This window comes from Pseudomonas mosselii, from assembly GCF_019823065.1.
GTDB lineage: Bacteria > Pseudomonadota > Gammaproteobacteria > Pseudomonadales > Pseudomonadaceae > Aquipseudomonas > Aquipseudomonas mosselii.
This window is the reverse complement of the sequence record NZ_CP081966.1, coordinates 4236837-4263107: the sequence shown is the minus strand read 5'-3', so window position 1 is coordinate 4263107 and position 26271 is coordinate 4236837. Positions and strand designations below refer to the sequence as shown.

The 26271-nt window shown below is 66.8% G+C and carries 22 protein-coding genes; 12 read left to right on the top strand and 10 right to left on the bottom strand.

All coding sequences use genetic code 11. The features are described from left to right. Positions 1-42: 42 nt before the first annotated feature. Positions 43-936 (top strand): 1-aminocyclopropane-1-carboxylate deaminase/D-cysteine desulfhydrase, encoded by an 894-nt coding sequence (locus K5H97_RS19755; RefSeq protein WP_028692910.1) that lies wholly within the window; start codon positions 43-45, stop codon positions 934-936. On the opposite strand, the gene K5H97_RS19750 is transcribed toward K5H97_RS19755, so the two are convergent. Together K5H97_RS19750 and K5H97_RS19745 are read right to left on the bottom strand one after the other, a co-directional pair. After that, a complete protein-coding gene (locus K5H97_RS19750) occupies positions 927-1472 on the bottom strand; it encodes a cytochrome b (RefSeq protein ID WP_028692911.1) in 546 nt (181 codons plus the stop codon). The genes K5H97_RS19755 and K5H97_RS19750 overlap by 10 nt on opposite strands. 122 nt (positions 1473-1594) lie before the next feature. After that, a complete protein-coding gene (locus K5H97_RS19745; RefSeq protein ID WP_028692912.1) occupies positions 1595-2584 on the bottom strand; it encodes a DUF1853 family protein in 990 nt (329 codons plus the stop codon). Positions 2585-2629: 45 nt separating this feature from the next. Here K5H97_RS19745 and K5H97_RS19740 point away from each other — a divergent pair, with 45 nt between their 5' ends. The 11 genes from K5H97_RS19740 (at position 2630) to K5H97_RS19690 (ending at position 14704) form a co-directional block, all read left to right on the top strand. Continuing rightward, positions 2630-3520, top strand: a complete 891-nt coding sequence (locus tag K5H97_RS19740; protein ID WP_023632574.1) for an NAD(+) kinase — start codon at positions 2630-2632, stop codon at positions 3518-3520. Next, positions 3520-4491 (top strand): metallophosphoesterase, encoded by a 972-nt coding sequence (locus K5H97_RS19735; RefSeq protein WP_028692913.1) that lies wholly within the window; start codon positions 3520-3522, stop codon positions 4489-4491. The genes K5H97_RS19740 and K5H97_RS19735 overlap by 1 nt, the downstream gene beginning before the upstream one ends. Beyond that, complete coding sequence (locus K5H97_RS19730) at positions 4488-5360, top strand: rhomboid family intramembrane serine protease (protein WP_028692914.1); 873 nt, start codon at positions 4488-4490, stop codon at positions 5358-5360. Before K5H97_RS19735 ends, K5H97_RS19730 begins: the two co-directional genes overlap by 4 nt. Before the next feature lie 13 nt (positions 5361-5373). Further along, positions 5374-5634, top strand: coding sequence for a YeaC family protein (locus K5H97_RS19725; RefSeq protein ID WP_011532970.1), 261 nt, complete (start codon positions 5374-5376; stop codon positions 5632-5634). Then, positions 5631-6461 (top strand): DUF2797 domain-containing protein, encoded by an 831-nt coding sequence (locus K5H97_RS19720; protein WP_028692915.1) that lies wholly within the window; start codon positions 5631-5633, stop codon positions 6459-6461. Before K5H97_RS19725 ends, K5H97_RS19720 begins: the two co-directional genes overlap by 4 nt. A 13-nt stretch (positions 6462-6474) precedes the next feature. Continuing rightward, positions 6475-9132: an aminopeptidase N gene (gene pepN / locus K5H97_RS19715; RefSeq protein WP_028692916.1), complete on the top strand. Its 2658-nt coding sequence runs from the start codon at positions 6475-6477 to the stop codon at positions 9130-9132. Positions 9133-9344: 212 nt separating this feature from the next. Continuing rightward, complete coding sequence (locus K5H97_RS19710; RefSeq protein ID WP_028692917.1) at positions 9345-10361, top strand: WD40/YVTN/BNR-like repeat-containing protein; 1017 nt, start codon at positions 9345-9347, stop codon at positions 10359-10361. After that, the gene (locus K5H97_RS19705) at positions 10358-12751 is read left to right on the top strand and encodes an efflux RND transporter permease subunit (protein ID WP_028692918.1); all 2394 of its coding nucleotides are present in this window, start codon (positions 10358-10360) and stop codon (positions 12749-12751) included. The genes K5H97_RS19710 and K5H97_RS19705 overlap by 4 nt, the downstream gene beginning before the upstream one ends. Before the next feature lie 107 nt (positions 12752-12858). Continuing rightward, positions 12859-13149 carry a DUF5629 family protein gene (locus tag K5H97_RS19700; RefSeq protein ID WP_028692919.1) on the top strand — a complete coding sequence of 97 codons (291 nt, stop codon included), beginning with the start codon at positions 12859-12861 and terminating at the stop codon, positions 13147-13149. Further along, entirely contained in the window at positions 13115-14245 is a 1131-nt protein-coding gene (locus tag K5H97_RS19695) for a lactonase family protein (protein WP_028692920.1), read from the top strand. Before K5H97_RS19700 ends, K5H97_RS19695 begins: the two co-directional genes overlap by 35 nt. Before the next feature lie 282 nt (positions 14246-14527). Beyond that, entirely contained in the window at positions 14528-14704 is a 177-nt protein-coding gene (locus tag K5H97_RS19690; RefSeq protein WP_167388412.1) for a hypothetical protein, read from the top strand. Between the two features lie 157 nt (positions 14705-14861). Here K5H97_RS19690 and K5H97_RS19685 read toward each other — a convergent pair whose 3' ends face one another. The 8 genes from K5H97_RS19685 to K5H97_RS19650 form a co-directional block, all read right to left on the bottom strand. After that, positions 14862-15455 (bottom strand): glutathione S-transferase, encoded by a 594-nt coding sequence (locus K5H97_RS19685; protein WP_028692921.1) that lies wholly within the window; start codon positions 15453-15455, stop codon positions 14862-14864. Continuing rightward, a complete protein-coding gene (locus K5H97_RS19680) occupies positions 15452-19096 on the bottom strand; it encodes an SbcC/MukB-like Walker B domain-containing protein (protein WP_028692922.1) in 3645 nt (1214 codons plus the stop codon). The genes K5H97_RS19685 and K5H97_RS19680 overlap by 4 nt, the downstream gene beginning before the upstream one ends. Further along, positions 19093-20331: an exonuclease SbcCD subunit D C-terminal domain-containing protein gene (locus K5H97_RS19675; RefSeq protein WP_028692923.1), complete on the bottom strand. Its 1239-nt coding sequence runs from the start codon at positions 20329-20331 to the stop codon at positions 19093-19095. The genes K5H97_RS19680 and K5H97_RS19675 overlap by 4 nt, the downstream gene beginning before the upstream one ends. Positions 20332-20427: 96 nt before the next feature. Beyond that, the gene (locus tag K5H97_RS19670; protein ID WP_028692924.1) at positions 20428-22053 is read right to left on the bottom strand and encodes a BatD family protein; all 1626 of its coding nucleotides are present in this window, start codon (positions 22051-22053) and stop codon (positions 20428-20430) included. After that, positions 22050-23768, bottom strand: coding sequence for a vWA domain-containing protein (locus tag K5H97_RS19665; RefSeq protein ID WP_028692925.1), 1719 nt, complete (start codon positions 23766-23768; stop codon positions 22050-22052). Before K5H97_RS19665 ends, K5H97_RS19670 begins: the two co-directional genes overlap by 4 nt. After that, a complete protein-coding gene (locus K5H97_RS19660) occupies positions 23765-24841 on the bottom strand; it encodes a vWA domain-containing protein (protein ID WP_028692926.1) in 1077 nt (358 codons plus the stop codon). Before K5H97_RS19660 ends, K5H97_RS19665 begins: the two co-directional genes overlap by 4 nt. Next, a complete protein-coding gene (locus K5H97_RS19655; RefSeq protein ID WP_028692927.1) occupies positions 24834-25328 on the bottom strand; it encodes a DUF4381 domain-containing protein in 495 nt (164 codons plus the stop codon). The genes K5H97_RS19660 and K5H97_RS19655 overlap by 8 nt, the downstream gene beginning before the upstream one ends. After that, positions 25325-26269 (bottom strand): DUF58 domain-containing protein, encoded by a 945-nt coding sequence (locus K5H97_RS19650; protein ID WP_028692928.1) that lies wholly within the window; start codon positions 26267-26269, stop codon positions 25325-25327. The genes K5H97_RS19655 and K5H97_RS19650 overlap by 4 nt, the downstream gene beginning before the upstream one ends. Positions 26270-26271: the final 2 nt, after the last annotated feature.

Here is a 26271-nt window from a genome sequence, read left to right as displayed (position 1 = left end):
GAGCAGCACGTCTGCATCTGCGCGATCAGATAAACTGCCTTCATGTCTGATTATTCACTCCCCCAAGCCCCTCTGCATCGCCTGGACCTGCCTTGGTTATGCCACGCGAGAATCAACGCCGCGGTCCTGCGCCTGGACCTGATCGACCCACTGATCAGCGGCAACAAATGGTTCAAGCTGCGTCATCACCTGCTCCAGGCCCGCACGGCCAATGCCCCGGGCCTGATAAGCCTGGGCGGCAACCATTCCAACCATCTCCATGCCCTGGCGGCCGCCGGCAAGCGCTTCGGCTTCGCCACCGCCGGCCTGCTGCGTGGCCACCCCCAGGAAACACCGACGGTACAGGACCTGCGAGCTCTGGGCATGGAACTGCACTGGCTCGGTTTCGGCGGCTACCGCGCCCGCCATGAACCCGGCTTCTGGCAGCCCTGGCAGGCCCGGTACCCAGGCTGGCACTGCATTCCCGAAGGCGGTGGCGGCCTGGCTGGTGCCCAGGGCTGCGGGTTGATCATCGAGCAGTGCCGGGCGCAACTGGCAACGCTCGGCTGGGCCGACTACGACGTCTGGTGGCTGGCAGCGGGAACCGGCACCACCCTGGCGGGGCTGGTGCTGGAAGAGGCGGGCAGGCATGCCGTTCATGGCGCTCTCGCCGTGCCGTTTGACCACGGCGTGCCAGAGACCGTCGTGTCATTGGCGGGCGTGCAGGGCTACGATCTGCACGACGCCAGCCGTGGCGGCTTTGCCCGTATCGACGATGCACTGCTGGCGTTCATCGCCGACACCGAACGGCAAACCGGCATGCCGCTGGAAGCGCTCTACACCGGCAAGGCCCTGCTGGCCCTGCGCGACCAGGTCGAGGCCGGGCGTTTCGCCCCCGGCACCCGCCTGGTGTTCCTGCACACCGGAGGCCTGCAGGGACGACGCGGCTATTTGTAGGGCAGCATGCGCAGCAGCGTGTTGTCGCGCCGCACATAGTGGTGATAGAGCCCAGCCAGCGCGTGCAGGCCGATCAGCCAGTAGCCCCAGCTGCCGATACGCTCGTGCCAGCCCTTGATGAACTTGCTCAGGTCCGGATCCGGAGCGACGATGGCTGGCAGCTCCAGGCCATAGAACGGGATCGGCTTGTCAGCGGCGCTGAGGATCGCCCAGCCGGCCAGCGGCAGGCCGATCATCATCAGGTACAGCAGCAGGTGCACCAGGTGCGACAGGCCTGTCTGCCAGGCCGGCGGCCTGGGTACGATTGGCGGCGTGGGGCGCGACAGGCGCAGGGCCAGACGCAGCCAGACCAGCACGAACACCGTCAGCCCAAGCATGAAGTGCAGGTCTTTCATCAGGTCGCGTTCGGCGCTGCCCTTGGGAAACAGGCCGCGCAGCTCGATGCAGGCGTAGACAGCGGCCAGCAGCACCAGCATCAGCCAGTGCAGGGCGATCGACAGCCGCGCGTAATGGGCTGCGGGGGTGGATGAATCCATGGTGAGTCCTCGTCATCAGGTTGGAAAGGGCGCTCTTGCTGGCGCCTGGCTGTCATCGTAACGGTGCGGTGTAAAAAATGTGTTGATATGGGCAGGCAAGAATGTCTCGTGCTACACGGTCATCACCCCGTAAGGTGTGGCCAGCTGTCTGCCACCAGGAACAGCCGCTCGGCTTCGTGCCAGGCACCGTCTCCAACCTCTTCAAGCCTGACCAGCAACTGCGCCGGAGCCACTTCATCCAGTCCTAGCAACCAGCTGTCGAACTGCTCGGCCGCCCAGCAACGGTCTGCTTCAACCCGCGCCGGAGCCAGCCACCCCTGCCGGGATAACGGTTGCCAGCGTCCGAGGGGGCAGTGCTCGAGGTAATCCGCCCAATCCCGCCGATGCAGCCAGCGCCCGCGCAAATGCGTCGGATGAGCACCCAAAGGCGCCTCGGCATGTCCGGGCCAGGGATAGAACAGATAACCGCCGAGCCACAGGTGCGCCTGAACTTCGGCGATACCCAGGCCAGCCAGCGCTTCGCGGCTATGCGGCTGACCGGAGATCCTCAGTTGATGACCGGCCAGGTGCGCCAGCTTGGTGCCGAGGCGGTCATGGCAGCCGGGGCCGAGCCAGTGCGCGGGGTCCTGGCCATCGTCGACGGGTGGGCCCAGGTAGAGCTTGATGGCCAGTTCCAGATGATGATCGCCGTCACGGTCGCGCAGCAACAGGTCGAGTTCACCCAGGGTGCGCCCGCCGTCGCGGATTGCCAGGTTGGCCGCCAGCAGCTCGATGCCTGGCGCCTGCTGCAGGGCGAACTGCCACAGGCTTTCGTAGTACAAGCCCAGCCGCCGGCTGTTCAGGCGTGTCAGCCAGCTCAGCAGCGGCGTGGGCGCCAGGTCGAGCGCCGCGAGCCAGTGGCCAAGACGCTGTGGATCATCGGCCCAGGCGCTGCCCTGCAGCGGGTGGCGCTGGGGGCAGCCGGCCTGGGCCAGCAGCGGTGGCGACAGCAACGCCCAGGCCAGGTCGCGCACGGCAGGGTGGCGCAGCTGGCGGGGCAGGGACTCGAGATCGGCGAAGGGCATCATCCAGCGAGCATAGCCGGTTTGCCGCTGGCCGGTCCTTTCGCCCATAATCCCGGCATTGTCACCCCCGCCGCAGAGCTTTGCAGGAGCACCATGGAGCAATTTCGCAATATCGGTATCATCGGACGCCTTGGCAGCTCACAGGTGCTCGATACCATTCGCCGACTGAAAAAATTCCTCCTCGAGCGCCACCTGCACGTGATCCTCGAGGACACCATCGCCGAAGTCCTGCCCGGCCACGGCCTGCAGACCTCCACGCGCAAGCTGCTGGGCGAGGTCTGCGACCTGGTTATCGTGGTCGGCGGCGACGGCAGCCTGCTTGGCGCTGCCCGCGCCCTGGCCCGGCACAACATCCCGGTGCTGGGCATCAACCGCGGCAACCTGGGTTTTCTCACCGACATCCGCCCCGACGAGCTGGAAGAGAAGGTCGCCGAGGTGCTCGACGGCCACTATCTGGTGGAGAACCGCTTCCTGCTGCAGGCCGAGGTGCGCCGTCACCACGAGGCCATCGGCCAAGGCGATGCGCTGAACGATGTGGTGCTGCACCCGGGCAAGTCGACGCGAATGATCGAGTTCGAGATCTACATCGACGGCCAGTTCGTCTGCAGCCAGAAGGCCGACGGCCTGATCGTCGCCACCCCGACCGGCTCAACCGCCTACGCGCTGTCGGCCGGCGGCCCGATCATGCACCCCAAGCTCGACGCCATCGTCATCGTGCCGATGTACCCGCACACCCTGTCGGGCCGGCCGATCGTGGTGGACGGCAACAGCGAACTGAAGATCGTCGTATCCAAGGACCTGCAGATTTACCCGCAGGTCTCCTGTGACGGGCAGAACCACTTCACCTGCGCCCCCGGCGACACCATCACGGTGAGCAAGAAGCCGCAGAAGCTGCGCCTGATCCATCCGCTGGACCACAACTACTACGAGGTCTGCCGCACCAAGCTCGGCTGGGGCAGCCGCCTGGGCGGCAGGGACGACTGATGCTTGATCCGGCGCGCAGTTTCGACATCATCGGTGACGTGCACGGCTGTGCGCTCACCCTCGAACGCTTGCTCGACGCGCTCGGCTACAAGCGTGTCGGCGGGGTCTGGCGACACCCTCGGCGCCAGGCGCTGTTCCTCGGCGACATCGTCGACCGTGGCCCGCGCATCCGCGAGGCGCTGCACATCGTCCACGACATGGTCGAGGCCGGCCAAGCCTTCTGCATCATGGGCAACCACGAGTACAACGCCCTGGGCTGGGTCACCCCGGCACTGCCCGGCAGTGGCAAGGCCTTCGTGCGCGAGCACACCCCGCGCCATGCCCGGCTGATCGACGAGACCCTCACCCAGTTCGCCCAGCACCCCGGCGACTGGCACGATTTCATCCAGTGGTTCTATGAACTGCCGCTGTTCGTCGACGCCGGGCGCTTCCGCCTGGTGCACGCCTGCTGGGACCCTCGGCTGATCGAGCCGCTGCGCCAGCAGTACCCCACGGGCCGCATCGACGAGCACTTTGTGCAGGCGTCTGCGGTGTCCGGCAGTTTCGCTGCCACGGTGTGCAACCGCCTGCTGCGCGGTACCGACATGCGGCTGCCGGACGGCCTGACGCTTACCGGCGGCGACGGCCTGACCCGCGCTTTCTTCCGCACCAAGTTCTGGGAGGAAGACCCGCAGACCTACGGCGACATCGTCTTCCAGCCCGACGCGCTACCCGACGAGGTGGCCCGCACGCCCCTCAGCCACAGTCAGAAGAACGCCCTGCTGCGCTACGACGAGGACGAGCCACTGCTATTCGTTGGCCACTACTGGCGCAGCGGACGTCCGGCGCCGATTCGCGCCAACCTGGCCTGCCTGGACTACAGCGCCGTGCTCTACGGCAAGCTGGCGGCCTACCGCCTGGATGATGAAACGCGCATCGACCCGCACAAGTTCGTCTGGGTCGACGTCGACCGTCCGCAGGCCAGCCAATGAACGTGATCGAAGTACTGCGCCTGCCGTTGGCGGTCGACCTGAGCGGTTTCGTCGCCTTGCTGCGCCGCCTGCAGGTGCCGCACCGGGTGGTGGAGGAGGGCGAGGAACAGGTGCTGTGGGCGCCGCCGGCCATGGCCGGGGATGTGCTCGAGTTGTACCGGCGTTTCCCGGACGGCAATGCCGATCTGCAGGCAATGCCCGAACCCGTGGAAGTCGCTCCGGCGCAGCCTTCGCTGAAGGAGCAGGTCCTGGCCTGCAAGGTCACCGCCGCGATACTGATCCTGAGCGTGGTGGTCGCCGCCGTGACCGGCCTGGGCGACAACCTCTCGACCATCGGCTGGTTCACCTTCCTGTCGTTCAAGGTGCAGGGCGACTACCTGTACTTCACCCCGTTGCTCCAGGGGCTGGCCGAAGGCCAGTTGTGGCGCCTGGTGTCGCCGATGCTGCTGCACTTCGGCGTGCTGCACCTGGCAATGAACGGCCTGTGGTATTGGGAGCTGGGCAAGCGCATCGAGCTGCGCCAGGGCCCGTGGATGCTGTTGGGCCTGACCTTGCTGTTCAGCCTGGTGTCCAACCTGGCCCAGCATTTCACCAGCGGCCCGAGCCTGTTCGGTGGCTTGTCCGGGGTGCTCTACGGCTTGCTCGGGCATGTCTGGCTGTACCAGTGGCTGGCGCCCAATCCGCAGTTCAACCTGCCCAAAGGCGTTCTGGTGATGATGCTGATCTGGCTGGTGATCTGCCTGAGCGGCGTGGTCGGGCAGCTCGGCTTCGGCCAGATCGCCAACGCCGCTCATGTCGGCGGGTTGCTCATCGGATGCCTTACAGGGCTCTTGGGTGGCGCGCTGGCCCGGCGTAAACTGTCCGCCTGACTGAGGAGACAGCATGTCCACTTTCGCGCAAATGATCGAAAACATCACCCCCGAGATCTACGAGAGCCTGAAGACGGCCGTGGAGATCGGCAAATGGTCCGACGGCCGCAAGCTGACCGCCGAACAGAAGGAACTGTCACTGCAGGCGGTGATCGCCTGGGAGATGAAGAACCTCCCCGAAGAGCAGCGTACCGGCTACATGGGCCCGCAGGAGTGCGCCTCGAAGTCGGCGCCGATCGCCAACATCCTGTTCAAGTCGGACTCGGTACATTGATCGAACTCGCTCGTGGCTCTTTGAGCAAGATGGCGGTACGCCTGGACGCACCGGTCGTTCAATACAGTTTCCGCCTGGATGACGCCGAGGTGCCGGTCAATCCGCTGATCGGCCAGTCGATCCGTCTGGAATACCTCGGGGCGATCCATTGCACCCATTGCGGCAAACGCACCAAGACCAGTTTCAGCCAGGGATACTGCTACCCGTGCATGACCAAGCTGGCCCAGTGCGATGTGTGCATCATGGCCCCGGAGAAATGCCACTACGACGCAGGCACCTGCCGCGAGCCTTCGTGGGGCGAGCAGTTCTGCATGACCGACCACGTGGTGTACCTGGCCAACTCGTCGGGCATCAAGGTCGGCATCACCCGCGCCACCCAGCTGCCCACCCGCTGGCTCGACCAGGGCGCCAGCCAGGCGCTGCCGATCATGCGCGTGGCCACCCGCCAGCAATCCGGGCTGGTCGAGGACGTGCTGCGCAGCCAGGTACCGGACCGCACCAACTGGCGCGCGCTGCTCAAGGGCGATGCCGAGGTACTCGACCTGCCGGCCATCCGCGAACAGATCTTCGACGCCTGCGCCGACGGCATTCGCGGCCTGCAGGAGCGCTTCGGGTTGCAGGCCATCCAGCCGCTGCCCGACGCCGAGGTGGTGCAGATGCGCTACCCGGTCGAGGCCTACCCGAAAAAGATCGTCAGCTTCAACCTCGACAAGGACCCGGTCGTGGAAGGCACGCTGTTGGGCATCAAGGGCCAGTACCTGATCTTCGACACCGGCGTGATCAATATTCGCAAGTACACGGCCTACCAGCTGGCCGTGCTCCAGTAAAAGGATCGTCACCATGCGTACCGAACAACCGCAAGTGATCTACCTCAAGGACTATCAGGCCCCCGAGTACCTGATCGACGAGACCCACCTGACCTTCGAACTGTTCGAGGACCACAGCCTGGTCCATGCACAGCTGGTCATGCGCCGCAACCCCGAGCGCGGCGCCGGCCTGCCGCCGCTGGTGCTCGATGGCCAGCACCTGGAACTGCTGAGCGTGCAGCTGGACGACCAGGCGCTGGACGCCAACGACTACCAGCTCGACGACGACAGCCTCACCGTGCAGCCGAAGGGCGAGCGCTTCACCCTGGACACCAGCGTGAAGATCCACCCGGAGAGCAACACCGCGCTGGAAGGCCTGTACAAGTCCGGCAAGATGTTCTGCACCCAGTGCGAGGCCGAGGGCTTTCGCAAGATCACCTACTACCTCGACCGCCCCGACGTGATGAGCACCTTCACCACCACGGTGATCGCCGAGCAGCATCGCTACCCGGTGCTGTTGTCCAACGGCAACCCGGTCGGCAGCGGCCCGGGCGAGGACGGCCGCCACTGGGCGACCTGGGAAGACCCGTTCAAGAAGCCGGCCTACCTGTTCGCGCTGGTGGCCGGTGACCTCTGGTGCAAGGAAGACACGTTCGTTCGCCAGTCAGGCCGCGACGTGACCCTGCGCATCTACGTCGAGCCGGAAAACCTCGACAAGTGCGACCACGCCATGGTCAGCCTGAAGAAGTCCATGCGCTGGGACGAGGAAGTCTACGGTCGTGAGTATGACCTGGACATCTTCATGATCGTCGCGGTCAACGACTTCAACATGGGCGCCATGGAAAACAAGGGCCTGAACATCTTCAACTCCAGCTGCGTGCTGGCCCGCGCCGAGACCGCCACCGATGCCGCCCACCAGCGGGTCGAGGGCGTGGTCGCCCACGAGTACTTCCACAACTGGTCGGGCAACCGCGTGACCTGCCGCGACTGGTTCCAGCTGTCGCTCAAGGAAGGCTTCACGGTGTACCGCGACGCCGAGTTCAGCGCCGACATGAACTCGCGCACGGTCAAGCGCATCGAGGATGTCGCCTACCTGCGCACCCACCAGTTCGCCGAGGATGCCGGCCCCATGGCCCACCCGGTGCGCCCGGCGAGCTTCATCGAGATCTCCAACTTCTACACCCTGACCGTGTACGAGAAGGGCGCCGAGGTCGTGGGCATGGTCCATACCCTGCTGGGCGCCGAGAGCTTCCGCAAGGGCAGCGACCTGTACTTCGAGCGTCACGACGGTCAGGCGGTGACCACCGACGACTTCATCAAGGCCATGGAAGACGCCAACGGCGTCGACCTGACCCAGTTCAAGCGCTGGTACAGCCAGGCCGGCACGCCGCGCCTGGAAGTCAGCGAGGCCTATGACGCCGCCGCGCAGACCTACAGCCTGACCTTCCGCCAGAGCTGCCCGCAGACCCCGGACAAGGTCGAGAAACTGCCGTTCGTGATCCCGGTGGCCCTGGGCCTGCTGGACGCCGAAGGCAACGACCTGCCGCTGCGCCTGGTGGGCGAGGCGCAGGCCGTCGGCAGCAGCCGCGTGCTGTCGGTGACCGAGGCCGAGCAGACCTTCACCTTCGAGGGGATCAAGGCCAAGCCGCTGCCGTCGCTGCTGCGCGGCTTCAGCGCGCCGGTCAAGCTGAGCTTCCCGTACGACCGTGACCAGCTGATGTTCCTCATGCAGCACGACAGCGACGGCTTCAACCGCTGGGAAGCGGGCCAGCAGCTGTCGGTACAGGTGCTGCAGGAGCTGATCGGCCAGCACCAGCGGGGCGAAGCGCTCACGCTCGACCAGCGCCTGATCACTGCATTGGGCACCGTGCTCGGCAATCAGGCGCTGGACCCGGCCATGGTCGCCGAGATGCTTTCGCTGCCGGGCGAGGCGTACCTCATCGAGATCAGCCAGGTGGCCGATGTCGATGCGATCCACGCCGCCCGCGAGTTCGCCCGCCAGCAGATCGCCGAGCAGCTGTTCGACGCCCTGTGGGCGCGCTACCAGGCCAACCGCGAGGTCTCGCGCAAGACCGCCTATGTGGCCTCGGCCGAGCATTTCGCCCGCCGCAGCCTGCAGAACATCGCCCTGTCGTACCTGATGCTGACCGCCAAGGCGCCGGTGCTCGAGGCGACCCTGGAACAGTTCGAGCACTGCGACAACATGACCGAGCGCCTCACCGCCCTGGCGGTGCTGGTCAATTCGCCGTTCGAGGCCGAGCGGGCCAAGGCGCTGGAAGCCTTCGCCGAGCACTTCAAGGACAACCCGCTGGTCATGGACCAGTGGTTCAGCGTACAGGCGGCCAGCACCCTGCCGGGTGGCCTGGCGCGGGTCCAGGCGTTGATGCAGCACCCGGCCTTCACCCTGAAGAACCCGAACAAGGTGCGCGCGCTGGTCGGTGCCTTCGCCGGTCAGAACCTGGTCAACTTCCACGCCGCCGATGGTTCGGGGTACCGCTTCCTGGCGGACCTGGTGATCGAGCTCAACGCGCTGAACCCGCAGATCGCCTCGCGTCAACTCGCCCCGCTGACCCGCTGGCGCAAGTACGACGACAAGCGCCAGGCGCTGATGAAGGGCGAGCTGGAGCGGATTCTCGCGTCCGGGGCGCTGTCCAGCGATGTGTACGAGGTGGTGAGCAAGAGCCTGGCGTAAGCCTGGTAGACATTGGGGCTGCTGCGCAGCCCATCGCGACGCAAGGCGGCCCCAATTGTTCTCGTGGTTAACAAAACATAACGTCCCGCTCGTTGTGTTTCGCCGAACAACCCCGATACGATGGCTCGAAGCTATTCCAGGGCTCTGGAACAGGGTTTTCGCAGTGCCTGGCAATAGATTGACCCACCACAAGAACACAACAGGGGGCAGTCATGAGAGAGCGGCCAAGGGCACGCTACAGCCTGGCGGCCAGCGCTATGCTGGCGCTGACGCTGGGGATCGGTTCCGGGCATGTCCTGGCGGCGGTGGCCGTCGAGGAATACTCGGTGGAGTCGGCCAAGGCCAGCCAGAGCCTGCTGATCGGCGCCACCCACGCCGGGCAGCGCCTGGTGGTGGTCGGTGATCGCGGCCACATCCTGTTCTCCGACGACCAGGGCAAGACCTGGACCCAGGCCCGGGTCCCCACCCGGCAACTGCTCACCGCCGTGTTCTTCCTCGACGACAAGCGCGGCTGGGCCGTCGGCCATGACGCGCAGATCCTCGCCAGCAGCGACGGCGGCGCGACCTGGAGCAAGCAGTTCGAAGACCTGTCCCGCGAAGCCCCCTTGCTCGATGTGCGTTTCCTCGACCCGCAGCACGGCTTCGCCGTGGGCGCCTACGGTGCCTTGCTGGAAACCCTCGATGGCGGCCAGCACTGGCAGGATGTCGCCGAGCGTCTGGACAACCCCGACCAGTTGCACCTCAACGCCATCACTCTGGTGAAGGACGCCGGCCTGTTCATCGTCGGCGAGCAGGGCGGCATGTTTCGCTCCAGCGACGCCGGCCAGAGCTGGACCAAGGTCCAAGGCCCCTACGAGGGCTCGCTGTTCGGCGTGATCGGCACCGCCCAGCCCAACACCCTGCTGGCCTTCGGTCTGCGCGGCAACCTGTTCCGCTCCACCGACTTCGGCGACAGCTGGCAGCCGATCGAGCTCAAGGCCGAGCGCGGCCCGCTCGAATTCGGCCTGGCAAGCGCTACGCTTCTCGAAGACGGCAGCCTGGTGCTGGTCGGCAACGGCGGCAGCGTGCTGCGCAGCCATGATGACGGGCAGACTTTCAGCGTGCGCAACCGCGCCGATCGCATCGCCCTGTCGGGCGTCAGCGGCCTGGGCGGTGGCGGTCTGCTGCTGGTCGGGCAAGGGGGCGTGCACCTGGCCTCGGCCGACGGTACCCAGGAGGCGCGTCCATGACCAGCCGGGAGAGTTTCGACATGCAGCACAAGGACAAGGCCACCCTGCTGGAACGCCTGATCTTCAACAACCGTCCCATTGTCATCGCCATCTGCGTGCTGGTGAGCATCTTCCTGTTCTGGCAGGCCACGCAGATTCGCCCGTCCACCAGCTTCGAGAAGATGATTCCGCTGCAACATCCGTTCATCGAACAGATGCTCGAGCACCGCAACGACCTGGCCAACCTCGGCAACACCGTGCGTGTGTCGGTGGAGTCGACCAAGGGTGACATCTTCGACAAGGACTATATGGAGACCCTGCGTCAGATCCATGACGAGGTGTTCTACATCCCCGGCGTCGACCGCGCCGGCCTCAAGTCGCTGTGGAGCCCCAGCGTGCGCTGGAGCGAGGTCACCGAAGAAGGCTTTTCCGGCGGCGAGGTGATTCCCAACACCTACAACGGCTCCCAGGACAGCCTCGACACGCTGCGCGACAACGTGCTCAAGTCCGGCCAGGTCGGGCGCCTGGTGGCCAACAACTTCAAGTCCAGCATCATCGACATCCCGCTGCTGGAAAGCTACCCCGACCCGCAGGACCCGGGGCGCCAGGTCAAGCTCGACTACCAGCAGTTCTCGCACCAGCTGGAAGAGAAGATCCGCGACAAGTTCCAGGCGCAGAACCCCAACGTTAAGATCCATATCGTCGGCTTCGCCAAGAAGGTCGGCGACCTGATCGACGGCCTGGTGATGGTGGCGATGTTCTTCGGCGTGGCGCTGGTGATTACCTGGGCGCTGTTGTACTGGTTCACCTGGTGCATCCGCAGCACCATCGCCGTGCTCATCACCACCCTGGTGGCGGTGGTCTGGCAGTTGGGGTTGATGCATGCGGTGGGCTTTGGCCTGGACCCGTACTCGATGCTGGTGCCGTTCCTGATTTTCGCCATCGGCATCTCGCACGGGGTGCAGAAGATCAACGGCATCGCCCTGCAGTCCAGCGACGCCGACAACGCCCTGACCGCGGCGCGGCGCACCTTCCGCCAGTTGTTCCTGCCGGGGATGATCGCCATCCTCGCCGACGCCGTGGGCTTCATCACCTTGCTGATCATCGACATCGGGGTGATCCGCGAGCTGGCCATCGGCGCCTCGATCGGCGTGGCGGTGATCGTCTTCACCAACCTGATCCTGCTGCCGGTGGCGATCAGCTACGTCGGCATCAGCCAGAAGGCCATCGCCCGCAGCAAGAAGGACGCCACCCGCGAGCACCCGTTCTGGCGCCTGTTGTCCAACTTCGCCAGTGCCAAGGTAGCGCCGGTGTCGGTGGTACTGGCGCTGCTGGCCTTCGTCGGCGGCCTCTGGTACAGCCAGAACCTGAAGATCGGCGACCTCGACCAGGGCGCGCCGGAGCTGCGCCCGGACTCGCGCTACAACCAGGACAACAGCTTCATCATCAGCAACTACTCGACCAGTTCCGACGTGCTGGTGATCATGGTCAAGACCCCGGCCGAGAGCTGCTCGATCCACTCGACCATGGCGCCGATCGACGAGTTGATGTGGACCATGGACAACACCCCGGGGGTGCAGTCGACCATCTCCCTGGTGACCGTGTCGAAACAGGTCATCAAGGGCATGAACGAGGGCAGCCTGAAATGGGAGACCCTGTCGCGTAACCCGGACATCCTCAACAACTCCATCGCCCGCGCCGACGGCCTGTACAACGCCGACTGCTCGCTGGCGCCGGTGCTGGTGTTCCTCAACGACCACAAGGCCGAGACCCTGGAGCGGGTCACCGCCGCGGCCAAGGCCTTTGCCGACAGCCACAACAAGGAAGGCCTGCAGTTCCTCCTGGCGGCGGGTAACGCCGGCATCGAGGCGGCCACCAACGAGGTGATCAAGTCGGCCGAGCTGACCATCCTCATCCTGGTCTATATCTGCGTGGCGGTGATGTGCATGATCACCTTCCGCTCGTTCGCCGCGACGCTGTGCATCGTCCTGCCGCTGGTGCTGACCTCGGTGCTGGGCAACGCTTTGATGGCGTTCATGGGCATCGGCGTGAAGGTTGCCACGTTGCCAGTGGTGGCGCTGGGCGTGGGCATCGGCGTGGACTACGGCATCTACATCTACAGCCGCCTGGAGAGCTTCCTGCGTGCCGGCCTGCCGTTGCAGGAGGCCTACTACGAGACCCTGCGTTCCACCGGCAAGGCGGTGCTGTTCACCGGCCTGTGCCTGGCCATCGGCGTGTGCACCTGGATCTTCTCGGCCATCAAGTTCCAGGCCGACATGGGCCTGATGCTGACCTTCATGCTGCTGTGGAACATGTTCGGCGCCCTGTGGCTGCTGCCGGCGCTGGCGCGGTTCCTGATCAAGCCGGAGAAACTGGCGGGCAAGGAGGGTGGCTCGATCTTCGCTCACTGACCTGGGCCTGATCGCGGGGCAAGCCCGCTCCCACTACCTACATGGCGTGGGAGCGGGCTTGCCCCGCGATGCGTATAATGGCGGCCATTTTCTCAATCGGTGCCTCCATGACCACCCTCGCCACCGCCCTCGCATCCTGCGACATGCTCCTGATCGATGGCCTGCACGCCTTCGACTTCACCTTCGACGCATCCGGCCTCACCATCAAATGCATGGACGGCCGCCAGCTGCGTCGCTGGTCCTTCACCCCCGACCAGGTCGCCGCCGCCACCGGCGCGGGCGACGACTGGAGCCTGGCCAGTGACGAAGGCGAGCATCGTCTAGTCTGTATGAGTGCTTTTCGTGCCCCGGATGAAGAAGACGATGAACAGGAAATGGACCCACCTGCTGAGCGCTAGCCTCATGGCGTTTTCAGTCAACGCCCAGGCCGCCACGTTGCTGGTGGGCAGCTACACCGACAATGGCAGCGAAGGGATCTACCGCTACGACTTCGACGCCCGCACCGGTCAGATCGACGCCACGCCCCGGCAGGTGGTCAAGAGCGTCAGCCCTTCGTGGCTGGTGCTGTCCGCCGACCGGCGCCAGTTGTTCGCGGTCAATGAAACACCCAAGGGCCAGGTCAGCGGTTTCTCGCTGGGCAAGCAGGGCGAGATCAAGCTGCTGAACCAGGTGCCCAGCGAGGGTGACGAGCCGACCCACGCCAGCCTCAGCCACGACCAGCGCTACCTGTTCGTCGCCAACTACGCCGTAGCCCCCGACCCCGGTGGCAGCCTGGTGGTGATCCCGGTGGCTCGCGACGGCAAGCTCAAGCCGGTGGTGCAGCAGGCCCGGCATGCGCCGAGCCAGGTCAATCCCGAGCGCCAGGCCGGTGCCCATGTGCATTCGCTGGTGCTGTCGCCCGATGGCCGCCACCTGTACGCCAGCGATCTGGGCGCCGACAAGGTGTTCATCTACCGCTATGACGGCGCCAGCCCCGAGCATCCGCTGAGCCCGGCGATCCCGCCCTCGGTGACACTGCCACCAGGTAGCGGCCCACGTCACCTGCTGTTCGACGCAAAGGGCCGGCATGCCTACCTGACCCTGGAGATGAGCGCCGAGGTGGTGGTGTTCGATGTGCAGGACGGCGCGCTGACCGAGCGCCAGCGCCTGCCGCTGACCGAAAGCAAGGACTTCGCGGCGAAGGCCGCGGGCGGCCTGCACCTGTCGGCCGATGGGCGTTTCCTCTATGTCAGCAATCGTGGCACGGCCAACGAGATCGTGGTGTATGCCGTGGGCAAGGACGATGGCCGGCTCACCCTGCTGCAGCGCCGTTCGGTGGAAGGCGACCATCCCCGGGAGTTTGCCCTCGACCCGGATGGCAACTACCTGCTGGTGGCGAACCAGAAGAGCAACCAGATCGTGGTCATGCGCCGCGACCCGCGCAGCGGCAAGTTGGGGGATACGGTGCAGAAACTGCCCCAGCAGGCGCCTTCGGACCTCAAGTTTCTGGAGTGATCATCCTCCGCCGGGTTGTCTCGCCCCCTGTGGGAGCGGCCTTGCGTCGCGAATGGGCTGCGTAACAGCCCCAGAATTTCAGCGTTGACGCAAGAATCGCCGGGGCCGCTGTGCGGCCCTTTCGCGACGCAAGGCCGCTCCCACAGGGGGGCTTCCAATTATCGATAGGCGTGATAATCGCTACTGCTGCAATGAATTTCAGTGGTCGAGTCCATCGGCGTAAGTTTTGACCCAAGGCCCCCGACGGGCCAACGTCAACCACCGAAGTCGAGGTCAGCCCACATGAACTTCAATCTCTTCCCGGTCATCGCCGCTTCCGCCATCTCCGCCTCCGTCGTACTGCCGGCCCACGCCCAGCTGGAGCAAAGCGCCAAGGCGTCCAACACCCACAGCTACACCCAGAAATACCTGCAGCAGAGCGCGCATTTCCACGCCGCCCTGAGCAAGCATGCCAATTGAGTGTGTAAAGCCATTGGTAATAGCACAACGCCATGTGATTTAATTTGACGCTAAATTTTTGACTCGCCAAAGGGGCAGAGCATGATGTGGCGTATCACGGCGGTAGTGCTGTTGTTGATGTCCGCGCCGATCCTGGCGCTTTGAGCGACACGCTGTCTCACTTGGCCATCACGGCCTTGAACAGCGGCGATGCCAGCCAGCCCTGCAACCAGCTGCGCAACCGCGGATAAGCCGCCTCGGTGAACCATTCGGGTTCGACCCCGGCAAACTGGCGCATCAGGGGCAGCAAGGCGGCGTCGGCCAGGCTTGGGTGAGCGGCCAGCAGATAGGGTCTGCCTTCGAGCAGACGTTCCAGCTCGGCCAGCCAAGGCTCGGCTTGGGCGCGGTAGTGCGCCCGGGTGTGCTCGGGGTAGCGCTCGGCGTACTTGTACAAGTTCACTTGCGCCTTGAAGGTGCCATCGTTGCGCGCGATCAGCGTTTCGGCCTGCCGCGCGGCGGCGGGGTCTGCCTGCAGGCGCCAGTCCTCGGGGTCATGTCGGGCCAGCGCCCAGCGCATGATGTCCAGGCTTTCCTCCAGCACCGCATCCCCGGTATCGAGCACCGGCACCGTGCCCTTGGGCGACAGTGCCAGCAGCTCGGCCGGCTTTTCCTTCATCTTCACCTCGTGGACCTGTACGTCGCAGCCGGCGTAGCGCAGTGCCAGGCGCGCGCGCATGGCCCAGGGGCAGCGGCGGAACGAGTAGAGGATCACCCGCACACCTGCACGTCGCTCAGGCCATTGCCCTGGCGGCGCACCTGGATCTGCACCGGAATGCGCTCGTGCATCTCCTGCACGTGGGAGATCACCGCCACCTTGCGCCCCTGGGCCTGCAGGCCGTCGAGGGCGTCCATGGCCAGTTGCAGCGACTCGGGGTCGAGGCTGCCGAAGCCTTCGTCGATGAACAGCGATTCGATACGCAGGGTGCTCGACGCCATGGATGCCAGGCCCAGGGCCAGGGCCAGCGACACCAGGAAGGTCTCGCCGCCCGACAGCGAATGCACCGAACGCAGCTCGTCGCCCATCTCGGTGTCCAGCACCAGCAGGCCCAGGGCGCTGCCGCCGCGCTTGAGGCGATATCGCCGGGCCAGCTGGCGCAACTGGCTGTTGGCGTGGTGCAGCAGCAGGTCGAGGTTGTAGCCCTGGGCAATCTTGCGGAACACATCGCCCGAGGCCGAGCCGATCAATGCATTCAGGCGTGCCCAACGTTGCCATTGCTGGTAGGCCTGGTCGATCTGTTCGGCCAGGGCCTGGCTGGCCTGTTGCCGGCGCTGGTCCTCGGCTTGTTGGGCGCGCAGCTCAGCGCATTGCTGCTCCTGGGCTGACAGCTGCACGGCCAGCTCGGCGAGGGCGGTTTCCAGCGCTTCGACGGACAGTTCGCCGTGGGCTTGTGCGGTGTGTTGCTGCAGTTGCTGTTCACGCTCCCCTAGCAACACGCGGCCTTGCTCGACAGCTTTTTCCGCGGCCTGCAGGCGTTGGCGCAGCTCGCCCACCTGGCTGTCGTCGATGGCCAGCAGGCGGTCGAGGCCGGCGTCGTCCAGTTCCGGGTGTTCGCTGCGCCACTGGGCGATTTCGCCCTGCAGCTGCTGGTGCTCCTGCTCCAGTGCCTGTTGGCGCTGCTGGTTGGCCTTGAGTTCGCCGGCCAGTTGCACACCTTGTGTGTGCAGCGCCTGCAATTGCCGGGCGCTGTCTGCCTCGGCGGCGCGGGCCTGCTCCAGCTGGGTGTCCATGTGCTGCTGCCAGGCTTCGGCGCTGGGCTGATCGCCGAGCAGTTCGCCCAGGGTGGCCTGGGCCTGGCGGCGTTGTTCGTCCAGCACGGCAAGCTTCTGTTGCAGCTGTTGCTGGCTGTGCAGGCGCGCCTGTTGCTGATCGCGCTGTTTGTCCAGCTGGACCTGGCGAGCCTGCTGTTCTTCCTGCTCGTCCTTGCGCAGGTCGAGTTGCTGACGGCGTTGGGCAATCTGCTGGTCGAGGCCGAGGAACGCATTGGCCGGGTCGTCGCGCAGGGCCTGGAGAATGTCCGGGGGCAGCACGCTTTCGAGACTTTCGAGGGCCTGCGCGAGTTGCTGCTCGTCGGCGGCCAGGGCCTGGTGCTGCTGGTCAAGGTGGCGCTGGGCCTGTTGCTGTGCTTCGCCTGCGGCCTGCAATTGCTGGGTGAGGCGCGCGGCGTCCTTTTGCAGGGCGAGCAGGGCGCCCTGGCGTTTCTCGTCGCGGTCGATCTCGTCGCCGAGGCGGCGCAACTGGCCGTCGAGCCACTTGCCCCGGCCGCTGTCGTCCTGCGGCGCCAGCGCTGGCCACAAGGCATGGGCCTGGACCTGCTCGAGGACGGGCTGCAGCTGCTCGCCCAACTGCTGCTGTTGCTGCTGGTAATCCTTGAGCTGGGCGTTGACCACGCCCAGCTGGGTGCGCAGCTCCACCAACCGGGTATTGAGCTGTTCGACCTGCTGCTGCGCCGCCGCTTCCTCGGCCTGGTCGTGGCGCCCGAGGCTGTGCAGCAACGCTTCGGGCTGATGGAACGGATGCTCGGCGCTGCCGCACACCGGGCAGGGCTCGCCATCGCGCAGCTGGGCGCGCAGTTCCTCGACGCTGGTGTTGCGGGCCAGGCGCTGGCGCTCGAGCAACTGGCGGGTCAGGGTCAGCGCCTGCTCGGCGCCCTCCAGTTCGGCCTTGGCCGCCGTGCCTTCACCGATCAGTTGCTGGCGTTGCTGCATGGCCAATTGTTGGCGCTCGCGCAGCGCATCGAGGCCGTTGCGCAGTTCCATTTCGCGGCCATGCAGGCGCGACAGCTCCTCGACCGCGCGTTGCTGCTTACGGTTGTCCTGGAGCATGGCGCCGAGCAGGTCGATCTGCTCGGCCAGCGCCTGGGGTTCGGCCCCGGCCTCGCGGAACAGCAACTCGAAATGCTCGCGCTGGGCTTGCAGTTGGGCGTTGGCCTGACTGGCTTGGGCCTGCAGGCCGGGCAGCTCTTCGCGGCCCTTGGCCAGGCGGCCGCCGATCAGCATCACCTGTTTGAGCTGCGGCAGGTAGGCTTGCCAGGCGTCGGCCAGGCTGCCGAGTGCTTCGCTCTCGGCCAGGGCGCTGTCGATCCGAGCCAGTTGTTGCAGGCTGCGCTGCTGGCTGTCCTCCAGCTGCAGCAGTTGCTGCTGGGCTGTACCGACTTCCTGTTCGACCCGGGTGCAGGCTTCACGTTGCTCGGCAAGCTCCTTGTCCAGGCGCGCCAGGTCGCCCTGGGCAGCAAAGGCCTGGCGCAGGCGCGGGGCGTTTTCGCCGTGCAGGGCCTGGTGCTCGATCAGGTGCTGGCGGGCCGTTTCCAGGGCCAGCTGCAGCGCGTCGGTGTGTTGCTGCAGTTCGGTGTGCTGGCGCTGTTGCTGGTCGATATCGGCCAGTACCGGGGCCAGTTGCGCGGCCAGGTGCTGCTGACGGTGGAACTGGTGGCGCTGGGGCGCCAGGCGTTCCAGGCGTTGCAGGTCGACGCGCTGTTCGGCCAGTTGTTGCCACTCGTGTTCCGCGTTTTGCAGGGCCGTGCCGGCTTCACTGTGCAGCGCCTGCAGGCGCTGCTGTTCGGCAAACCAGGTGCGCTGCTGTTCCAGCTGGCGCTGGCGCGCCTGTTCGGCCTTGAGCTGCTGCTGGGCCTGTTCCAGTGCCTGGTCGAGGGCGGCGCGGGCTTCGGCTTCCATTGGCAGCAGGTGCTCGGCCTGCTTCTTCAGGTCGTTGTGAACCTCGCCGGTTTCCCGCGCCTTGCTGAAGGCGCGTTGGCCCAGGCGGGTGTAGATTGCGGTGTTGGTGAGTTTTTCCAGCAGTTCGCTGCGCTCACGGTCGTCGGTCTTGAGGAAGGCACCGAATTCGCTCTGGGCCAGCATCACCGCGCGGGTGAACTGCTCGAAGTTCAGGCCCAGGCGCGCCTCGACCAGTTGCTTGTATTCGTTCTTGCCGCTGCCCAGCAGTTGCTCGCTGTCCAGGTCGTAGAGGCTCTGGCGGCTGTTCTGCAGTTTGCCGGTGGCCTTTTCGCGAGCGCGGTTGGCTTCCCAGCGGGCGCGGTAGCGGCCGCCGTCGATGCCGACGAAATCGACCTCGGCGAAGCCGCTGCCAGTGCCGCGACGCAGCAGGTTGCGCGGATCCGAGGTGGGGATCTCGCCATCGGCGTCCGGGACCTTGGCTTCCCGGGCGATGTCGTTCAAGCGCGGCACGCTGCCGAACAGCGCCAGGCACAGGGCGTCGAGCAGGGTGCTCTTGCCGGCGCCGGTGGGGCCGGTGATGGCGAACAGGCCGGCGCTGGCCAGGGGCTCGGCGGTGAAGTCGATATCGATCGGGCCGGCCAGCGAGGCCAGGTTCTTCAGGCGGATGGCGAGGATCTTCATGCCTGCTCCTCCTCTTGCAGGACGTCCTGCAGCAATTCGGCGAAATCGGCCAGGGCCTGGTCGTCGGCGGGGTTGCCATAGGCCTGCTCCCAGGCACGGCCGAACAGGTCCTGCGGGGTCATCTGGGCCAGCTCGACGAAGGCGTGCTCGTCGTCCTCGGCGCGGCCGCTGCCGGCGTATTCGGCGCTGATGCGCACCAGGCGCACGGCCTTGCCCTGCAGGGCGCCTTCGATCTGCTGGCGCAGGTCGGGCTGCGGCTCGTCCAGGCGCACCCGCACTTCCAGCCAGGGCTGGCGGTTGGGGTCTTCGAGCAGGTCGATCACCGGCAGTTGCCCGAGCTGTTCGAGCAATTCGCCCAGCGGCGCCGGCCCGACCCGTTGCAGGGCCACCGCGCGGGGCACCGGACGCGGCTCGACACTGACCAGCTCGGCACCGTCCAGCTCCACCTCCAGGACCTGGTGCGGGTAGTTGATCTCGGCGAACGACAACGGGATCGGCGCGCCGCTGTAGCGGATACGGTTTTCGCGGTTGACCTTCTGCGGCTTGTGCAGGTGGCCGAGGGCGACATAGCTGATGGCCTTGTCGAACAGCCTGGCCGGCAAGGCCTCGGCGTTGCCGATGATCAGGCTGCGCTCGGAGTCTTCCGAGATGCTGCCGCCGGCCATGTGCGCGTGGCTGATGGCGACCAGTGCCTGGTCTTTCTTGCGCTTCTTCTGCGCCGCGGCGATCAGTTGCTCATGGACCTGGTTGATGCCCTGCAGGTAGTCGTCCCCCAGCGCGGGGCCGGTGACTTCGGCGGGGCGCAGGAAGGGCAGGGCCAGGCACCAGGCGCCGACCTTGCCACGGGCGTTGGTCAACGGGATCAGCAGTCGCTCGGTGTCCAGCTGGCCCTCGTCTAGCCAGTGCACCCGGCCCAGGGCGTGGGTGCGCAGGCGGCGCATCAGTGGCGCCGGCAGCTCGATGCGCGAGCCGGAGTCGTGGTTGCCAGCGATCATCACGATATCCAGCTTGGGCTGTTGCTCGTGGGCCTGGACAATGAAGTCGTAGAGACGCTCCTGGGCTTTGACCGGCGGGTTGACCGTGTCGAAGATGTCGCCGGCGATCAGCAGCGCGTCGGGTTGGCGCAGGCGCAGCTGGCCGAGCAGCCAGTCAATGAAACAGGCGTGTTCGAAATCGCGTTCCTGGCCATGCAGGCTCTGGCCCAGGTGCCAGTCGGAGGTGTGAAACAGACGCATGGAAGATCCGTTGGGTGAGCGGCAGGGGGCGTTTGGATTAGGGCGCTATGGTAACTCATCGCGGGGCCGTGGGAGCGGGCTTGCCCCGCGATGAGGCTACTTGGGATACAGCGGCGGCAAGCTGCCGGCTTCGCCCGACGGCGCCAGCACCTGCTCGGCCGGCGGAATCGCGCCAATCGCGCGCCACAGCTCGTCGCCGTGCCAGTATTGCCCGCTCTCGCTGTACAACGCGCCATTCAACCCATCCAGCGCATCGGACAACGGCACGAAGCGCGCCGCCATCTCGGCCAGGGTTTCCGGCTGCTGCCGGGCCCAGGCGTCCAGCGCCTGGCGGGTGGCCTGCGGGTCGTTGGCCTGGCAGGCGCGCTTGAGGTCATCGAGCAGCGTGCGCGGGCTCGGGCCGGTCTGTGCCGCGCGCAGCACCGCCGGTTGCGAGCGGGCCCGCCACCACAGGGTGAAGCCGAGCAGGGTGGTCAGGGCCAGGACCAGCGTGGCCAGTTGCCAGGGCCAGAGCGGGCCGGGGCTCAGGTTGCCGTCGCCGGCCGGGGTGTCGGCGCTCAGCGCCGGGTTGTCCTGCACGTTCAGGGTGCGGGCCGGCAGGCTGCTGTGCTCCAGATGGTCTTCGCGGGTGTTCCACCAGGTCACCTCCAGCGCCGGCAAGGCCAGCTCGCCAGCGTGGGTCGGCACCAGCGCCTCGCGCTCTTCGCGATTGGCGACCATGCCGCGCTCGCCGATCTCGTTGCGCAGCAGCGGCTGGTCGGGGTAGCGGCGCAGACCGGCGGCTTCGGTGGCCGGCAGTGGCGGCAACTGGGTGCTCGACAGGCCCTCGGCGCGCACGGTGATGTTGCGCGTGAGCGAGTCGCCGATCTGCGTCGGCTGGCGCTCCGGGTCGGGGTTCCAGTGTTCTTCCAGGGTCAGGCTGCGGGCCGGCAGCCAAGGGCGGTCGGCTGGGTAGCTGGCCGGGATCGGCTTGACCGTCAGACGCAGCGGCAGCGAGCTGACCTGCACCTGGCGACCGACCCGCGGCGTGCCGGCCGGTTGTTCGCCATTGTCGGCGGCGGTGGCGGTGAAGCGCAGCGGCGGCACTTCAAGGCTACCGCTCTGTTGCGGATAGATCGCATAACGGGTCTCAATCACCCCGTGACGCACGCCGTTGATGTCCTTCTCGTAGGTGCGCGACTCGCCCAGCGGGTCGACCTTGGCGTTTTCCAGCTGCAGTGGGCTGAGGCTGCTGTCGTCGTACAGCGCCACCGAATGGTAGATGCGCAGGGTCAGCACGGCCTGGGCCTGGACATAGACCTCGCTGCTGTCCAGGGTGGCCTCGACGAACACCTGCGCAGCCGCGTCCGGGCGCTGGCTGTCGGCCTGCTGCACCTGCAGTTCGATGGCCTGGCTGCGCGATTGGCCCAGCTGCAGCTCGGGAATGCGCAGGCTGCCGCTGCGCCGGGGCAGCAGGGTGATGATCCAGCGGGTGCTGGCGCGGGTTTCGCCGTCCAGGGTATGCAAGCTGTTGAGCTGGCGCGTGCCGCGCACCTCGAAGTCGGGCTCGAGGGAGCGCAGGTCGGGCTTGCCGAACTGGGTGACGTCCTGACTCTCGAGGGTGAGTTCCAGGGTTTCGCCGGCTTCCAGGCGCGTGCGGTCGACGCTGGCCTGCAGGATCGGTTCGGCCTGGGCCGCGAGGCTCCACAGCAGGCCTAGGAGAAAGACGCCGAGGCGACTCATCGTGGGGTTTCCTGATGCAATTGCTGTTCGTACCAGAATTTGCGCCGCAGCAGTTCCGCCGGGTTGTCGGGGATCTCCCGCAGCCATTGCTCCAGGGCCTGGCGCTGTTCGGCGTCGAGGCTGGTGGAGAGCGGCCGCTGGGGCGGCTGGGTGAGGCTGTCGTCATCGCCGCCGGCAGCGCCGGGCGGGGCCTGGGTGTTGCCCTGGCTGTCGCCGTTCTGCTGGCCCTGGGCCTGTTCGTCGCTGCCTGGCGTGCCCTGGGCCTGGCTGCTGGTCGAGCTGCTGTTGCCTTCGGTTTCGCTGCCGGGTGTGCCTTGGGCATCGGCGTTGTTCGGTTGGGTCTCGGCGCTGGCCTGGCGTTGTTGCAACAGTTGCTGGACCAGGGCCTGGTTGTCCAGTGCCGCCTTCAGGTCGGGTTGGCGTTCCAGGGCCTGTTCATAGGCGTCCAGCGCCGCCTCCAGTTCCCCGGCGCGGGCCAGGGCATTACCCCGATTGTAGTGGGCGGCCGCTGTGCCGGCCTGGGCGAAGGCGGCGGCGGCGCCTTCGAAATCGCCGGCCTGGTACAGGGCCATGCCGCGCCACTGGCTGTCCTCGAAGTGGTGGGCCGCCTGGGCCGGGCGTTGCCGCTCCAGCAGGCGCTGGCCCTGCTGGTCGGGGCGCAGCCACAGGTCATTGAATTCGAAGGCCTGGCTCGGTTGCGGCAAGGCCAGCAGCAGCGGCAGGCAGAACAACCAGCCGCGCCGGCCAGCGCAGGCGGCTAGCAGCAGCAGGGGCAACAGCAGCCAGTAGCCCTGGTCGGCCCAGCTGTCCAGTTGCAGGGTCTGGCCATCGTTGTGCAACAGTCGCGGGTTGTCGAACAAGCCCAGGCCGCGCAGGTCGAGGTCGTCGATGCGGGCATGGCGGTAGCGCCCGCCGGTCGAGCCGATGAAGCTTTTCAGCGAGGCGCTGTCCAGGCGTGGCAGGAGGATGCCGCCCTGGTCGTCCTTCAGGTACTCGCCGTTGGCCTGACGTACCGGTGCACCCTCGGCGCTGCCGACGCCCAGCATCAGCAGGTTTGGGCCCTGGCGCCCGAGGGCCTGTCGAATGCCTTCGCGCTCCGGTTCACTCAGCGACGAGCCGATCAGTAGCAGGCGGCCCTGGCCCAGGCCGCTCTGGGCGAGCAGGGCCAGGCCCTTGTGCACGGCGAGGTCGGCACGCTGGCCGGGCTGCGGCATGATCGACGGGTCGACGGCCTCAAGCAGATTGCGCGTGGTGCCCAGGTCATCGGATAGCGGCACCAGGGTGTGGGCGGAGCCTGCGTAGACGATCAGCGCGGTCTGGCTGTCGCGACGGTGCTCAAGCAGGTCGAGGATCTTGCGCCGGGCCTGTTCCAGGCGGTTCGGCGTGCTGTCCTCGGCGAGCATCTGCGGCGTCAGTTCGAGCAGGATCACCAGCGGGTCGGCCGGGCGTTGGCGGGTTTCTTCCAGGCGTTGCCAACTCGGCCCGAGCAGGGCCAGGACGATCAGCAGCCAGGCCAGGCCCAGGGCGATCCACGGCAGCTTGCTGGTGCTGCCGCTGCCACCGCCAAGCAAGACCGCGTGGAACGGCTGCGGCAGGATCAACTGCCAGCGCCCGGCGCGCTTGCGCCGATGCCAGAGCTTGAACAGCAGCCAGCCGAGCAGGGGCAGCACCAGCAGCCAGAGCGGGCGCAGCCATTGGGGCCAGAGTTCGATCATCGCCGCCTCCTCAGGCGCAGGCGCTTGAGGCGCTGGCGCCATTCCGGGTGGGGCTGCAGGAAGCGTGGCTTGCGCAGCAGGCGTTGCAGCAGGTTGTCCGGCCACTGCACGGCCACCACCAGCAGCACGCTGAGCAGCAGCGCCAGGGCCAGCGGCCAGGCGTACAGCGCGTGGGCGGTGCGCGCCTGGGTCGGCTGCTGGGCCACCGGTTCCAGTTGGTCAAGGGTGTCGCCGATGGCGTTCAGCTCGGCGCCGTCGTGGGCGCGGAAGTAGCTGCCGTGGGTAATTTCGGCGATTTCCTTGAGCGAGGCTTCGTCCAGGTCCAGGCTCGGGTTCAGCCCGAGCAGGCCCGGCGTGCCGCTGGCCTCAGGGTTGGCACCGATGCCGATGGTGTAGATGCGCACGCCTTCCTGGGCGGCCAGGCGGGCGGCGGTCAGTGGGTGGATCTGCCCGCCGTTGTTGGCGCCATCGGTGATCAGGATCAGCACCCGACTTTGCGCCGGGCGCTGGCGCAGACGCTTGACCGCCAGGCCGATGGCGTCGCCGATGGCGGTGTTCTTGCCGGCGATGCCGATCTGCGCCTCGTCGAGGAAGGTGCGCACGGTACGCCGGTCGAAGGTCAGCGGGGCCTGCAGGTAGGCCTGGCTGCCGAACAGGATCAGGCCGACGCGGTCGCCCTGGCGGTCCTGGAGGAAGTCGCCCATCAGCGCCTTGACCAGGTCCAGACGGCTGATCTCGTCGTCCTTCCACTGCATGTCGGGGAAGTCCATGGAGCCCGACACATCCACTGCCACCAGCAGGTCGCGGCCACTGGCCGACACCGGCAGCGGATCGCCCAGCCACTGTGGGCGGGCGGCGGCCAGCAACAGCAGTAGCCAGATCAGGATGAACGGCGCCTGCTGGCGCCAGGTTGGCAGGTTCAGCCGCGCGCGGCGCCCGGCCAGGCCTTCGAGTTCGTCGAGAAAGCCCACCTTGAGCACCGGCTCGCCGCTGTCGGCGGCAGGCAGCGCCAAGCGCGCCAGCCAGGGCAGCGGCAACAGCAGGAAGATCCACGGCCAGGCCAGTTCAAACATGCTTGCGGATCCAGGTTTCGACCGCCTGGGTGAGCCCGGCGATGGCCTTGTCGTCGAGCTTGCACTCGGGCTTGTAGGCGCCTTCGACCAGTACCATCCAACGGGTCAGGCCGGCGGCCGGGCAGCGGTTGTCGAGAAACGCCAGCCACTGCCGGCCATTGAGGGTGTGGCTGTTGGCGCCGGGATAGTGGTTGCGGCACAGGCGCTTGAGCAGGGCGTTGATCTGCTGCAGCCAGGCGCCGGCCGGCGCGCCGTCATAGGGGCGTGGCAGGCGCGCCAGCTCGGCCAGGGCCTCGACACGAATCGGGTCCAGCGGCAGTTCGGCGCGCACCACCTTGCGCTTGCCCGGGCGCCAGTGGCGCAGGCGCCACAGGCCCCAGCCGAGCAATGGCAGCAAGGCGAGCAACAGCCACCAGCCTGGGGCCGGTGGCCACAGGCCGATGGCCGGCGGTGCGATCAGCGGTTGCAACTGATCCAGGGGGGTCATTTGGCGCTCCCGGGACGCTGCGCGTTCAGGTATTCGCGCAATTGCTCGATCATCTCACTCTGGGTGCTCAGCGGCATCAGCACCACCCGCAGCTTCTGCGCCAGCAATTCCCAGCGCTCGATGCGCGCCTCGGCCTGCTGGCGGTAGGCCTGGCGCAGGTTGGCATCCAGCGTGTCGAGTTCCAGTTGCGCGCCGCGTTGGGCGAAACGCAGCAGGCCGGCGGCGGGCAGGGCATGGTCGAGCGGGTCGCTGACCGGCATCAGCAGCACGTCGCAGTGACGCGACAGCATCGCCAGGTGCTGCTCGACGCTGGCGCTCAGGGCACGCTCGTCACAGATGACGATGGCCAGGCTGCCCGGGCGCAGCACCTCGCGTGCCCGGCGCAGGGCCAGGCCCAGGCTGTCGGGCTGTGGCACGGCCTCGGTGTGCAGGGCCTGGTTGACCTTGGCCAGGCGGTTGAGCAGTTGCAGCAGGCTCTGCTTGCTGCGCCTCGGCTTGATCTCGTGGGGCTCGCTGTCGCCGAACACCAGCCCGCCGATACGGTCGTTGTGGCCCAGCGCCGCCCAGCCGAACAGGGCCGCGGCCTGGGCCGCCAGCACTGACTTGAACATCAGCCCGGAGCCGAAGAACAGCCGCTGGCTCTGCTCGACCATGATGAAGATCGGCCGCTCGCGCTCTTCGTGGAAAAGCTTGGTGTGCGGCTCCTGGGTGCGCGCGGTGACGCGCCAGTCGATGTTGCGCACATCGTCACCGGCCTGGTAGACCCGCACCTGGTCGAAGTCCACGCCGCGGCCACGCAGCTTGGAGTGGTGCAGGCCCACCAGCGGGCTGCGCTGGCCGGGCCGGGAGAACAGCTGGATCTCACGCACGCGGTGGCGCATGTCGATCAGGTCGGCCAGGCCGATGCGGATGCCGGGTTCGGCCAACTGCGAGGTGGGCATGG